14 protein-coding genes are annotated in these 13,991 nt (G+C 48.1%); 6 read left to right on the top strand and 8 right to left on the bottom strand.

What is annotated here, in order from left to right:
- Positions 1 to 53: 53 nt before the first annotated feature.
- Positions 54 to 1,823, bottom strand: a complete 1,770-nt coding sequence (locus tag QUE74_RS05100; protein ID WP_001354874.1) for a pentapeptide repeat-containing protein — start codon at positions 1,821 to 1,823, stop codon at positions 54 to 56.
- 667 nt (positions 1,824 to 2,490) lie between these two features.
- Here QUE74_RS05100 and QUE74_RS05095 point away from each other — a divergent pair.
- The 6 genes from QUE74_RS05095 (at position 2,491) to artJ (ending at position 7,114) form a co-directional block, all read left to right on the top strand.
- Positions 2,491 to 3,006, top strand: coding sequence for a lipoprotein (locus tag QUE74_RS05095; protein ID WP_001270657.1), 516 nt, complete (start codon positions 2,491 to 2,493; stop codon positions 3,004 to 3,006).
- Positions 3,007 to 3,223: 217 nt separating this feature from the next.
- Positions 3,224 to 3,952 (top strand): arginine ABC transporter ATP-binding protein ArtP, encoded by a 729-nt coding sequence (gene artP, locus QUE74_RS05090; RefSeq protein ID WP_000027198.1) that lies wholly within the window; start codon positions 3,224 to 3,226, stop codon positions 3,950 to 3,952.
- 17 nt (positions 3,953 to 3,969) lie between these two features.
- Positions 3,970 to 4,701 carry an arginine ABC transporter substrate-binding protein ArtI gene (gene artI / locus QUE74_RS05085; protein ID WP_000756580.1) on the top strand — a complete coding sequence of 244 codons (732 nt, stop codon included), beginning with the start codon at positions 3,970 to 3,972 and terminating at the stop codon, positions 4,699 to 4,701.
- A 6-nt stretch (positions 4,702 to 4,707) separates the two neighbouring features.
- Positions 4,708 to 5,424, top strand: a complete 717-nt coding sequence (artQ, locus tag QUE74_RS05080; protein ID WP_001001703.1) for an arginine ABC transporter permease ArtQ — start codon at positions 4,708 to 4,710, stop codon at positions 5,422 to 5,424.
- Positions 5,424 to 6,092 (top strand): arginine ABC transporter permease ArtM, encoded by a 669-nt coding sequence (gene artM, locus QUE74_RS05075; protein ID WP_000464495.1) that lies wholly within the window; start codon positions 5,424 to 5,426, stop codon positions 6,090 to 6,092. The genes artQ and artM overlap by 1 nt, the downstream gene beginning before the upstream one ends.
- A gap of 290 nt (positions 6,093 to 6,382) precedes the next feature.
- The gene (gene artJ, locus QUE74_RS05070; RefSeq protein ID WP_001354873.1) at positions 6,383 to 7,114 is read left to right on the top strand and encodes an arginine ABC transporter substrate-binding protein ArtJ; all 732 of its coding nucleotides are present in this window, start codon (positions 6,383 to 6,385) and stop codon (positions 7,112 to 7,114) included.
- Between the two features lie 174 nt (positions 7,115 to 7,288).
- On the opposite strand, the gene rlmC is transcribed toward artJ, so the two are convergent.
- The 7 genes from rlmC to QUE74_RS05035 all read right to left on the bottom strand — a co-directional run bounded on the left by rlmC (position 7,289) and on the right by QUE74_RS05035 (position 13,977).
- Positions 7,289 to 8,416 carry a 23S rRNA (uracil(747)-C(5))-methyltransferase RlmC gene (gene rlmC, locus QUE74_RS05065; protein WP_286331902.1) on the bottom strand — a complete coding sequence of 376 codons (1,128 nt, stop codon included), beginning with the start codon at positions 8,414 to 8,416 and terminating at the stop codon, positions 7,289 to 7,291.
- A 40-nt stretch (positions 8,417 to 8,456) separates the two neighbouring features.
- Positions 8,457 to 8,945, bottom strand: a complete 489-nt coding sequence (locus QUE74_RS05060; protein WP_000389258.1) for a YbjO family protein — start codon at positions 8,943 to 8,945, stop codon at positions 8,457 to 8,459.
- A gap of 59 nt (positions 8,946 to 9,004) precedes the next feature.
- Positions 9,005 to 9,850, bottom strand: a complete 846-nt coding sequence (gene potI / locus QUE74_RS05055) for a putrescine ABC transporter permease PotI (RefSeq protein ID WP_286331901.1) — start codon at positions 9,848 to 9,850, stop codon at positions 9,005 to 9,007.
- Positions 9,847 to 10,800, bottom strand: coding sequence for a putrescine ABC transporter permease PotH (gene potH, locus QUE74_RS05050; RefSeq protein ID WP_000105436.1), 954 nt, complete (start codon positions 10,798 to 10,800; stop codon positions 9,847 to 9,849). Before potH ends, potI begins: the two co-directional genes overlap by 4 nt.
- Positions 10,801 to 10,809: 9 nt before the next feature.
- Entirely contained in the window at positions 10,810 to 11,943 is a 1,134-nt protein-coding gene (gene potG, locus QUE74_RS05045) for a putrescine ABC transporter ATP-binding subunit PotG (protein WP_000996012.1), read from the bottom strand.
- A gap of 94 nt (positions 11,944 to 12,037) precedes the next feature.
- The gene (gene potF, locus QUE74_RS05040; RefSeq protein WP_000126075.1) at positions 12,038 to 13,150 is read right to left on the bottom strand and encodes a spermidine/putrescine ABC transporter substrate-binding protein PotF; all 1,113 of its coding nucleotides are present in this window, start codon (positions 13,148 to 13,150) and stop codon (positions 12,038 to 12,040) included.
- A gap of 350 nt (positions 13,151 to 13,500) precedes the next feature.
- Positions 13,501 to 13,977: a type III secretion system chaperone family protein gene (locus tag QUE74_RS05035; protein WP_286331900.1), complete on the bottom strand. Its 477-nt coding sequence runs from the start codon at positions 13,975 to 13,977 to the stop codon at positions 13,501 to 13,503.
- Positions 13,978 to 13,991 lie beyond the last annotated feature (14 nt).

Below are 13,991 nucleotides of genomic sequence, written 5' to 3'. Positions count from 1 at the left end.
TGGTTTCATTATGGGATAGCGCTGACCTGCTATATTATGTTGTACCTGCAACATTAATGAATGGGAAGAGTCACCTTATATTGTAAATTATTCCAAAATTTTTCCGCATCTTGAGGCTGAGGAATATACCTCTGAATTCTTGTTTGATCGGTCTCCGCAAAACATGAAAGTAATGTAACCTCAAGACTTCTATCATTAATATAAGCAAAGATCATTTTTGCAAATTCGTAAATAAATGCCCGATCCTGAGCGCTTAATAGCTTAATACAATATTTATTCTTTAGAGAGTAAAGGATTTCAATGAAAGCATCCGCTGTAACCTTTACGTTATTCCCAACGGTCATATTAAATATATCCCTTACACAGATAGAGTAAAGTGATAGTAAACAACCATACAAATAATCATTTATTAATTCTTTTGTCCATTTTACTGGTAACCATGGTTTTATCTTGACATCATGCATACTACACTCATGAAAAAGACATTTATAGAGATTAACTCTTATCATATCAACACTGTAAAAATGGCAATGGACAAATTTTGAAGAATGAGCATTTACATTATTAATTTTAGTCGCTCTAAACGTAAAGTTACTGAATACGTTTTTCGTTAAATTACTATTTGTTATCTTAACATCACCTAAACTGCCGTTCTCAAAACAACATCCCTTCAATATACTTTCATTTACAAGAGAATGTGATAAATACAGATGATTTAAGTTTTTCTTCATTAAACCCACAGCATCAAAATGACTATATTTAATAAAACAACCATCATTGAGTAGCGTTTTTAGATTGACTAAATTACTATCATGTTCACGTGCCATAGTTGTGATAGGGGTTGGAAGAGACATGAAAACCTCTTCATTGACCATCAAGTGAATCATGCATTGCTTGCCTTTTGTCATATCCACACTTACACTACAAATATCGTTGTAATGCGATGAATGCATTGCCGGACACAGATTAAATACAATATTTTGAAAGGCGTAAAATCGTGTTAATACTTCCGAATAAGTAATTGGATTAAACTTAAGATCGTCATTAGCAAAACCAAGCGTTATTGTATGTTCTACATTTAGGTCAGGTTCAGATGAGTCTTCAAGAGCAATATCATCACTGAAAATTTCACCTGATGTATTATCACTGTTACAAAAGGTGCTCATCAATGCAATGGTATTTATAACGGACTCTTTGTCGATATCCTCACTCATTGTATATCGCCTGCTATAATCATAGAAATGAATAAATGCGTCTTTTATAATTGTTATATATTGTTCCTTATTAAATACAATTCGATTGTATACTTTTTCAAAGATCGCATTCGCGATCTTACAACCAAGGGTATACCTATATAACAATGGATAAGAATCAATAGTAAAATTCTTCTCCAATTCACATTGCAGTTTATTTTCGTAATGCAGAGGAAAAAGAAACTCTTGTCTTTCCATTTTTCCGCTGACTTTACTTCGCACCCCAATGGTGATTATTTCATTGCCAGTTTTTATTTCAACCTCATTGTGTTGTGATGTACCAAGGTATGTTTTAGTACCAGTTTCGAAAGCACTACTAAAAAAAGAATTAAAATAATTATTTGCTGAATATATAATGTTACCGAGCGACATATCATTTTTAATAGTTTCACTATCAGCATTTATTGCTAATACTAGATTCAAGTAGATGGTGTCCCATGTAGATAACTCATCCTTATGACTGGATTTTAATATGGTAAAAAATTCCCTCAGCGAGGCCATGAGATTATCACTTTGATTCGGTTGTGTGCTTAGAAATGATGACGATTGTTCAGAGACATTATTTATCATATAAAAATCACCCAAAAAAACGATAACACACTGTACTCCCTGTGCTTTATAAACATAAAGTCACAACACATTCTATATTCATATTAATTAATGGCGCATTGAAAAAAAATTATATTATTCTTAACTCAAATCCATTAGCTAAATAAGCTTATATTCTTCACTCACAACCGTAACAAAAATAATATTATCGAAAGTTAAAGCTGGGACTATCAAATTTCGCTCATTTCAAACATACATTGTGATTTTTGCAATCATCTTAATCTTAGGGCCTATCATCATATGTTAAAATTTTGTCAATAATAGAAAAGAATCTTGGTCACCTATCATGCGTTATAAATGTGCAGCTGGCTTCCTGCAGATGCTCTTAACTTCTACAGCAGGATTTATACCAGCGTTTCAGAACTATCATATTTACCTTAAATGATCATTTCAGTCTTATAACACGCTCAGCCTCACAAATGGTTTACACTGTCTATTGTTTGGGTAATTTAAGTAAGTCAGCTACGATCAACCTTGAATGGGGAGCCAGCAATGGACTTAAGCCTAATCGGGTCTTCAGATTGTTTCAGAATTGTATAAAAAACAATGTATTAAATAATCTGATTGTTTTTGGTCATAGTGTGACGCAGAAAGCAAGCCAATAAAGCAAGCCAATAAGGAAATGATTATGCGCTACCGTTCACTATCTCTACTTATTCCATGTGCACTGCTGCTGAGTGCCTGTACCACCGTCACGCCAGCTTATAAAGATAACGGCCCCCGCACCGGTTCCTGTGTCCAGGGTGGACCTGACAGCGTGGCTCAACAATTCTATGACTACCGCATTCAACATCGCAGCAATGACATTACCGCTCTGCGCCCCTATTTGAGTGACAAACTGGCAACCCTACTTAGCGATGCCAGCCGCGATAATAGTCATCGTGAATTGTTAAGCAGCGATCCGTTCTCCAGTCGAACCACCTTGCCAGACAGCGCCCACGTTGCCAGTGCATCTACTATCCCTAATCGTGATGCCCGTAACATTCCTTTGCGCGTGGATCTCAAACAGGGTGACCAGGGCTGGCAGGATGAAGTGTTAATGATTCAGGAAGGCCAGTGTTGGGTCATCGACGATGTTCGTTACTTAGGCGGTAGCGTTCATGCCACAGCAGGTACACTCCGTCAGTCAATCGAGAATCGCTAACGCCTTGATCAACCAATAACCCCCGTAAATTGTCCGGCATTTCGCGAGGAATGCCGACATTTATGCTCGCCGCCCACCGCCCCCGTTATTTTGTGCTATGTTTAGTGAATAATGCGCTTTGCTTTTAACTTTTAAAGCATAAATATTGCATAATTATTCTGTCAAAGGTACTATCTTCGACCTCAATAGCTATCAGACTGCCAGTATACGAGTGTCAATGAGTATTCAATTAAACGGCATTAATTGCTTTTACGGCGCGCATCAGGCGCTGTTCGATATCACGCTGGATTGCCCACAGGGCGAAACGCTGGTGTTACTTGGCCCCAGTGGCGCGGGTAAAAGCTCGCTGCTGCGTGTACTCAATCTGCTTGAGATGCCGCGCTCCGGTACGCTCAACATTGCAGGCAACCATTTCGATTTCACTAAAACGCCCTCAGACAAAGCGATTCGCGATCTGCGTCGTAACGTCGGTATGGTGTTTCAACAATACAACCTGTGGCCGCACCTCACCGTGCAGCAAAACCTGATTGAAGCGCCCTGCCGTGTACTGGGATTGAGTAAAGATCAGGCGCTGGCCCGTGCAGAAAAATTGCTGGAACGTCTGCGCCTGAAACCTTTCAGTGATCGCTATCCGCTGCATCTTTCTGGTGGTCAGCAGCAGCGTGTTGCTATTGCGCGTGCGTTGATGATGGAACCGCAGGTACTGCTGTTCGATGAACCGACCGCCGCGCTGGACCCGGAAATTACGGCACAAATCGTCAGCATCATTCGTGAGCTGGCAGAAACCAATATTACCCAGGTGATCGTCACCCACGAAGTGGAAGTGGCGCGTAAAACCGCCAGCCGTGTGGTGTATATGGAAAATGGTCATATCGTAGAACAAGGCGACGCGCGCTGCTTTACCGAGCCGCAAACCGAAGCATTTAAAAACTATCTCTCTCACTAAGATTCGGGATAACAACAATGAAAAAAGTTCTGATTGCCGCGTTAATTGCAGGTTTTAGTCTTTCCGCCACAGCTGCCGAAACTATTCGTTTTGCCACCGAAGCCTCCTATCCTCCGTTTGAATCAATGGATGCAAACAACCAGATCGTTGGTTTTGACGTCGACCTGGCGCAGGCATTGTGTAAAGAGATTGATGCGACCTGCACTTTCTCTAACCAGGCGTTTGACAGCCTGATCCCAAGCCTGAAATTCCGTCGCGTAGACGCGGTGATGGCTGGCATGGATATCACCCCGGAGCGTGAAAAGCAGGTGCTGTTTACCACGCCGTACTATGACAACTCTGCCCTGTTTGTGGGTCAACAAGGTAAATACACCAGCGTTGATCAGCTGAAAGGCAAAAAAGTCGGCGTTCAGAACGGGACGACGCACCAGAAATTCATTATGGATAAACATCCGGAAATCACCACGGTTCCTTATGATAGCTACCAGAACGCGAAACTCGATCTGCAAAACGGTCGTATCGACGGCGTTTTTGGTGACACCGCAGTGGTAACCGAATGGCTGAAAGATAACCCGAAACTGGCGGCTGTCGGCGACAAAGTGACCGATAAAGATTACTTCGGTACTGGCCTCGGCATCGCGGTACGTCAGGGCAACACTGAACTGCAGCAGAAATTCAACACTGCGCTGGAAAAAGTGAAGAAAGATGGCACTTACGAAACCATCTACAACAAATGGTTCCAGAAGTAATACCTGATGAATGAATTTTTTCCTTTAGCAAGCGCCGCCGGGATGACCGTCGGCCTTGCCGTTTGTGCATTGATTGTCGGACTGGCGCTGGCGATGTTCTTTGCGGTGTGGGAGTCAGCAAAATGGCGTCCTGTCGCGTGGGTAGGTTCAGCACTGGTGACGATTCTGCGCGGTCTGCCAGAAATTCTGGTGGTGCTGTTTATCTATTTTGGCTCCTCGCAGTTACTGCTGACGCTTTCGGATGGCTTCACCATCAATCTTGGGATCGTACAGATCCCGGTGCAGATGGACATTGAGAACTTCGACGTTAGCCCGTTCCTGTGTGGGGTTATCGCCCTGTCGCTACTGTATGCCGCCTATGCCTCGCAAACCCTGCGTGGCGCACTGAAAGCGGTGCCGGTGGGCCAGTGGGAATCCGGTCAGGCGCTGGGGCTGTCGAAATCGGCTATCTTTTTCCGCCTGGTGATGCCGCAGATGTGGCGTCATGCGCTGCCTGGTCTCGGTAACCAGTGGCTGGTACTGCTGAAAGATACCGCGCTGGTCAGTTTGATAAGTGTGAATGATTTAATGCTGCAAACTAAAAGCATTGCCACTCGTACTCAGGAGCCGTTTACCTGGTACATTGTGGCAGCAGCGATCTATCTGGTGATTACCTTGCTCAGTCAGTACATTCTCAAACGCATTGACCTGCGCGCGACACGTTTTGAGCGGAGGCCCAGCTAATGTTTGAGTATTTACCCGAACTGATGAAAGGGCTGCACACCAGCCTGACGCTAACCGTTGCCTCGCTGATTGTGGCACTGATTCTGGCGTTGATTTTTACCATCATCCTGACGCTGAAAACGCCGGTGCTGGTGTGGCTGGTGCGGGGCTATATCACGCTGTTTACCGGTACGCCGCTGTTGGTGCAGATCTTCCTGATTTACTACGGTCCAGGCCAGTTCCCGACGTTGCAGGAGTATCCGGTACTGTGGCATCTGTTGTCAGAACCGTGGTTGTGCGCGCTGATTGCGTTGTCGCTGAACAGTGCGGCGTATACCACGCAGCTATTTTACGGTGCAATTCGTGCAATCCCGGAAGGTCAGTGGCAGTCCTGTAGCGCCCTGGGGATGAGCAAAAAAGATACGCTGGCGATCCTGCTGCCGTATGCCTTTAAACGCTCACTCTCTTCTTATTCCAACGAAGTTGTGCTGGTGTTTAAAAGTACCTCTCTGGCTTACACCATTACGCTGATGGAAGTGATGGGTTACAGCCAGTTGTTGTACGGGCGCACTTACGATGTCATGGTGTTCGGTGCGGCGGGGATTATTTACCTGGTTGTGAACGGCCTGCTGACACTGATGATGCGTCTGATCGAGCGTAAAGCGCTGGCGTTCGAGCGACGGAATTGACATGGCTGCATGCTGATGCCGGATGATTTGTAGGTCTGATAAGACGCGCCAGCGTCGCATCAGACACCAGCACGGTGCCTATGCCGGATGCGGCGTGTACGCCTTATCCGGCCTACATAGTGCATAGATTAAGATAATAAAGACGGGCAACCTACTAAGTTGTCCGTCTTTTTTTATTTATTACGAATTATTTAATCATATTTATTGCATATAAATTCACTTGATGGCATTGTTATCTCATGCCGCAGACACGGCCAAAAATCATAAGATTGACAGACGGGAGTTCCATCATGAAAAAGTTAGTTCTTGCCGCTTTACTTTCATCCTGTGCATTCGGCGCTTCTGCCGCAGAGAAAATCAATTTCGGCGTATCAGCGACCTATCCTCCCTTCGAATCTATAGGTGCTAATAATGAGATTGTCGGCTTTGATATCGACCTGGCAAAAGCGTTATGCAAACAGATGCAGGCAGAATGTACTTTTACCAATCACGCTTTCGACAGCCTCATCCCGTCACTGAAATTCAGAAAATATGACGCCGTTATCTCCGGTATGGATATCACGCCGGAGCGTAGCAAGCAGGTATCATTTACCACGCCCTACTACGAAAACTCAGCTGTTGTGATTGCCAAAAAAGATACCTACAAAACGTTTGCCGACCTGAAAGGCAAACGCATTGGGATGGAAAACGGTACAACGCACCAGAAATATATTCAGGATCAACACCCGGAAGTAAAAACTGTATCCTATGACAGTTATCAAAATGCCTTTATCGACCTGAAAAATGGTCGTATTGATGGGGTATTTGGTGACACAGCGGTGGTTAATGAATGGCTGAAAACCAATCCACAGCTGGGCGTTGCAACAGAGAAAGTAACCGACCCGCAGTACTTCGGCACCGGTCTGGGCATCGCTGTACGTCCGGATAATAAAGCCCTGCTGGAAAAACTGAATAACGCACTGGCAGCGATTAAAGCAGATGGTACGTATCAGAAAATCAATGACCAGTGGTTCCCGCAGTAATCGGGACTGATGACAAAAGTAAGATTGCCTGATGCGCTACGCTTATCAGGCCTACATTTACCCTGCAATGCATTGATTTAGCAAGATTTTGCAGGCCGGACAAGGCGCTCACGCCGCATCCGACATGAACAACGCGCACCTTATCAGCAATCTGAAGCCGCAGCCGCGGCTTTTTTATTGCTTCACCAACAGTGTCAGCACTTCATAGTGCGCGGTGTGCGGGAACATATCAAAAAGCTGTACCCGTTCAATACGATAACCTGACAGTTCGCGGATATCTTTGGCCATCGTTTGGGCGTTACAGCTGGAGTAGATGATAAAACGCGGAGCCATCGTTGAAAGATAATCACACAGCGGTTTACCAATGCCGCGGCGCGGCGGGTTAACCAGCACCAGCTCCGGCACCTCCCCCTGAGCGGTGGCAAACTGAGTGGAGTCCAGCGCCTGAAATTGTAAACGCGTTAAGCCCAGTTCAGCGGCTGACTGCTTTGCACAGGCAATGGCCTCTGGCGCAATTTCGATCCCGGTTAACTGCATGTCAGGCGTCGCGCAGTGTAAACCAAAGCCCCCCACACCGCAGAACAGATCCCACATATGTTTAACCGGCAGCTGTCGTACCCAGTCGCGCACGGTGGCGTACAACTGGCTGGCGACCGCCGGATTAGTCTGGAAGAAACTTTGCGGACGGATCCACAGCGGTACGTCATTAAAACGCTCTGCCAGCGCCTGTTGTTCGGTCAGGTAGATCTCCGTCTCCCCTTCCATAATCGCCATATGTACCGGCTGAATGTTGACGGTAATAACTTTCAGCTGCGGCAGTTGTGCCTGTAACCACGGTAGCGCCTTACGCAGTTGTGCCAGCTTGGTTTCGGAACGCAGTACAAAGCGCAGCATCATGCCACCATCGCTCTGGCTTTCAGTCAGCAGAATGTATTTCAGTTCGCCACGCTTACGCGCCACATTGTAGGGGGTTAGCCCCGCACGGGCGATAAACGGTTTTAGCGCCGCAAAAACGGGCGCAAATGAGGCAGGATAAAGCGGGCAATCGCAAAGGTCTTCTGGTGTGCCGTCGCGATGCAGCATACCGAGCAGTGGTTTTTCAACGCTACCACTCACCACCATTTTGGCTTTATTACGAAACCCTTGCTCCGGGCCTGACACCGGCGCGCACCATTCCTCAACCGAAAAGTCGGCGAGCAGATTTTTAAGATCGGCGGTTTTAGCGGAGAGTTGCTCTGGAATCAGCTGCGTTATCCACTGACAGGAACGACAGCGACCCGCGTCGTAAAGTGCGCACTGCATACATTGACCTTCACATCATCAGGGGCGACGATTATACACATTATTGCAACTGGAAGAACCGCCGACTGGTCGAGGGAACGAACAGTAGCAACAGGATGAGCATATCCGGCAACTTCTGCAGCATCAGACTATGGAAGATTTCACGTTTTGATTCACCGGGAATGCTGAACAGCTCCGGATAACCATACCCCAGCGAAGCCGCCCACAAATAACTGGCGGCCGTGATTTGTGTCAACAGATACAGCCAGCGCGCCCAGCGACGCCCTTTCACCAGTGAAAACGCACACCAGATCTCAATGAAAACCAGCACCAGGCTGCTTAAAAAGACCAGTGTTAAACTCCAGGTTTGTACACTGCGATGAATGAACTCGCCAATACCGCGCACGCCCAGCGTATTGAAAATCATCAGCACGTCGAGGCCACGGATCATAATAATGGCGAGCGCCGCCACCTGCACCAGCGCAGGCACATTCAGGCGAGCATGAGATGAAGATGTTTTCTTAAAAAATCCCAACGTTTCGTCTTCCATGAAAACAATGCCGCGACATGCGCGGCATTATGTAGCCAGGTTGGCAAATTTTAGTGTCTTCAGCCACGTCTTGCACGCTGGATGTCGCGTATCCGCTGTTTTTCTGCACGCGCCATCAGATACCAGGCGATAAATCCGACAATTCCGACCGCGCCGAGGATCAATGTTGCCAGGGCGTTGATTTCCGGATTCACCCCCATCCGCACGCTGGAGAAGACCAGCATCGGTAACGTGGTGGCTCCTGGCCCGGAAACAAAGCTGGCAATCACCAGATCGTCGAGCGACAGAGTAAAAGCCAGTAACCAGCCAGAAATGATCGCGGGAATGATCATCGGTAGCGTAATGACGAAAAACACTTTCAGCGGCGTCGCACCGAGATCCATCGCTGCTTCTTCAATGGAACGGTCCAGCTCCCGCAGACGCGACGAAATAACGACTGCCACATAAGCCGTACAGAAAGTGACATGCGCCAGCCAGATGGTGAGCATGCCTCGCTCCGCAGGCCAGCCGATGGCATGTGCAAGTGCGACAAATAACAACAACAGCGACAAGCCCGTGATGACATCTGGCATCACCAGCGGCGCGGTGATCATAAAGGCAAAACCATTTGATCCGCGAAACCTGCCAAAGCGCACCAGCACGACCGCCGCAATCGTCCCGAGGATCGCCGCCGCCGTTGCCGCACAGGCAGCTATTGTCAGGCTTAAACCAACCGCGCTCATCATCGCGTCATCACGCAGTAATTCGCCATACCAGCGCGTTGACCAGCCCGCCCACACCGTCACCAGCTTCGAGCTGTTAAACGAATAGATAACCAGCATCAGCATTGGCGCGTAGAGAAAGGTGAAGCCCAACAGCAAAATCACAATTCGCCAGGGCGAACGAACCACCGGTAAATTATTCATCCGTGTTCTCCCACGCTTTTTTGCTGATGCTTGTGGAACCACATTATCGGCACAATTAGCAGCAACAACATGATGATCGCCACTGCCGAGGCCACCGGCCAGTCACGGTTGTTAAAGAACTCCTGCCACAGCACGCGTCCGATCATGATGCTATCCGGACCGCCGAGCAGCTCCGGGATTACAAACTCGCCCACAGCCGGGATAAACACCAGCATCGATCCGGCAATAATCCCGCCTTTGGTCAGCGGCACGATCACAGTAAAGAACGTTTTCAGCGGTCGTGCACCGAGATCCAGTGCCGCTTCCACCAGCGAATAATCAATACGAATCAACGCGGTATAAATCGGCAGCACCATAAACGGCACGTAGGCGTAAACAATGCCAATATAAACGGCCAGGTTGGTATGCAGAATGGTCAGCGGCTGGTCGATAACCCCCAGCCACAGCAGAAAATTATTCAGCACGCCGTTATTTTTTAATATTCCCATCCAGGCATAAACGCGGATCAGAAACGAGGTCCACGACGGCAGGATCACCAGCAGCAATAAGATATTGCGGGTCGAAGGCTTACTGTGCGCCACCGCCCACGCCAGCGGATAGCCGATCAGTAAACAACAAATTGTCGAAATCGCCGCTACCTGTAACGACTGGAGATATGCATCGAAATAGAGCGGATCGTCAGTCAGTTGCAGGAAATTACCAAGATTGAGGGTGATGGAAAGTTGCCCGTCAGCCCACTCCATCAGTTCGGTATAAGGTGGAATAGCGCGCGCCATCTCCGCCAGACTTATTTTAAAGACGATCAGAAATGGCAGCAGAAACAGCAAGATCAACCAGATATACGGCAACGCAATGACCAGTTTGCGCCCATGCTTCATTTGCAGCTGCGACAACCACAGCTTAAATCCGCCCGGCGGTTTCGACTGGGCAGCAGGTTCAAGTGTACTCATCTTTGCTCCTTAAACCGTCAACACCACACAGCTGTCCACTTCCCAGCACAAACGCACTTCGTCGCCCCAGGTCGGTAACCCTTTGCGATAACGATGGGCGTTTTGTAGCTGGGCGCTAATCATCTGCCCGCTTTTTAGACGAACGTGATACACCGAAAGATCGCCGAGATAGGCAATGTGCATCACCTCCCCTACCGCGAAGTTACAACCATTGGCGGGCGGCTCCTCGCAGAGCATGATTTTTTCCGGACGCAGCGCCACATGCACCGGCACGTTATCGACCACCGAAGCATCTACATCAACTTTCAGTGGATGCACCAGCCCCGGCGAATAAAGCACCAGACCATCTTCCTGACGCTCTTTGAGTACACCTTCAAAGACGTTTACCGAACCGATAAATTCAGCGCTATAGCGGGTGGTCGGATGCTCGTAGATCTCTTCCGGCTCGCCAATCTGGACAAATTTCCCACGATTCATAATGGCGATACGCCCCGCCATGGTCATCGCCTCTTCCTGATCGTGGGTGACCATCACACAAGTCACACCAACGCGCTCCAGAATATCCACCACTTCAAGCTGCATCCGGTCACGCAATTTTTTATCCAGCGCGCCCATCGGCTCGTCGAGCAGTAATAGTTTTGGGCGCTTGGCAAGGCTTCGGGCCAGTGCCACACGCTGTCGCTGACCGCCGGAAAGCTGATGCGGTTTGCGTTTGGCGAACTCCTGCATATGCACCAGCCCAAGCATCTCATTGACCCGGCTGGCAATTTCTGCTTTCGGCAGCTTGTCCTGTTTCAGGCCAAAGGCGATGTTCTGCTCCACGGTCATATGCGGAAACAGCGCGTAAGACTGAAACATCATATTGATAGGGCGCAGGTAAGGCGGCACCTGTGATAAATCGACGCCATCGAGCATAATCTGCCCGGCAGAAGGTTGTTCGAAACCTGCCAGCATACGCAGCAGCGTGGACTTGCCACAGCCGGATGCGCCCAGCAGCGCGAAGATTTCGCCTTTATAGATGGTCAGGCTGACATCATCGACCGCATGCTGACCATCGTAAGATTTAGTCAGATTACGGATTTCTAATAGCGGCGTCAGCGCCTTACGGGTTTTCGCCTGGGGGCGAGGGATAGCGTCATTCACGGCTGCTCTCCGGCATTGAATGTGTGCAAGCGCACCCTGATGGTGCGAATTGCCGGCGGGTGTGGTGCGCCCGTCCGGCATCTACGGCTGCGGATTATTTTCCGCTCTTCACTTTGGTCCACGCGCGGGTGCGCACACGGTCGATTTTCGGATCCTGCACTTTCAGAGTGAACAGCTTCGCACGGACATCCGCAGGCGGGTAAATACCGGGGTTATCACGCACTTCCGCGCTTACCAGCGGCGTAGCTTCTTTGTTCGCGTTGGCATAGAACACATGGTCAGAGATATGCGCTACGACATCCGGACGCAGCAGGTAATTCAGGAACTGATAAGCTTCGTCTTTATTTTTGGCATCCGCAGGCATGGCAAATACATCAAAGAATGCCATCGCCCCTTCTTTCGGAATCGAGAACGAGACATTAACGCCATTCTTCGCTTCCTTCGCGCGGTTTGACGCCTGCCAGACATCGCCCGCCCAGCCAATAGCGACGCAGATATCGCCGTTTGCCAGGTCGTTAATGTATTGAGATGAATGGAAATAACGAATGTTCGGGCGCAGCTTTAACAGCAGATCGGTTGCCGGTCCGGTGTAATCATCTGCTTTAGTGCTGTTGGGATCTTTACCGAGATAATTCAGCACGGTAGCAAACACTTCTTCCGGTGCATCAAGGAAAGAGACGCCGCAGCTTTTCAGTTTTTCCAGATTTTCAGGTTTGAGGATCAAGTCCCAGCTATCGACGGGCGCGTTTTCGCCCAGCACCGCTTTAACTTTATCGACGTTATAACCAATCCCGGTCGTCGCCCACATATAGGGCATAGCAAATTTATTGTCGGGATCGTGTTTGGCGACCAACTTCAGCAGTTCCGGGTCGAGATTCTTCCACTCCGGCAATTTGCTTTTATCCAGCGGCTGGAAAACTCCCGCAGTCAACTGGCGCTCCAGAAAGCTGGCAGATGGAACCACCAGGTCAAAGCCGGTGCTCCCTGCCATTAATTTGCCTTCCAGTACTTCGTTAGAGTCGAAAACATCGTAGACGACTTTAATACCGGTTTCTTTTTCAAAATTGGCCACCGTGTCCGGGGCGATATAATCAGACCAGTTATAAATGTGGAGTGTTTTTTGTTCAGCCGCGAGCGTGCCGACAGAGACGGCCATCAGAGCACCCGCAACCAGACCCGATAGCCATTTTTTATTTAAGGCGGTCATATCTCTTTCCTTCTGAAAGTTCGTTAACAAACGAACAAAAGTTGTCACACTGAAAGATATGCAATATTCGTGCATATTTTTTATCGGCTCGGTGTAAGAAAAGAGAACTCTCTCCCGGCCAGCACTGCTCGCTATATAAAAGCATCGCAAGAATAACTTTAGCCAGGGTTTGAGACTATAGCTCGGATTAAAAAACGGTATTTAACAAATTTTTATGCGTATTTGCTCTATGTGATAAAGCCAAATCGGCACAAGAGAAGTGAAATAATCTTTAAGAAAAGGTTAAAAACAGCAGATAATTTTGCAGCACGCAGTCACTGCGGCAGCGACTGCGTGCTCGAAAGGAGTTATCAGTGGAGGAAATAGTTTTCGGTAACGTTGTTTTGCCCTTCATCGTCAGTCGGTAACAGCAGTTGATGGGCATTAGCTTCAAGAATGACCATCGAAATCTGCTCTTCGCTCTGACGCACGAACCATGCAAACTGCTCATAGGTTACGCCCTGCATAACGGATAAAGACTGGCAAACCACCAGCTTTGGCAGATTATCATCCTGCATATCAAGAAATGCTTTCACGGTCAGCGAACTGGCATTGATGGCTGATAAATCCGCCGCCAGCGGTAACACGGCTGAAGGTCGAACTTCCGCCATGGCAGAAAACAGGATCGTGTTATCGATCAGATCGATTTTGGCATCAAAGACACCGTCGAAATTCTTCATATGGGGCAGATGCAGAGCCTGACAGTTATCACATTCAAAAAAACTCATCCCCAGGTCATCGAGCCATTGACGCAGCGTATCCAGACCAGGAACGACCAGCGATGTCATAATTTTGTACAACC

Source organism: Escherichia sp. 10290, assembly GCF_030295155.1.
Taxonomy (GTDB): domain Bacteria; phylum Pseudomonadota; class Gammaproteobacteria; order Enterobacterales; family Enterobacteriaceae; genus Escherichia; species Escherichia coli_F.
The sequence above is the reverse complement of the archived record's forward strand: the minus strand, read 5'-3'. Positions and strand labels throughout refer to the sequence as shown.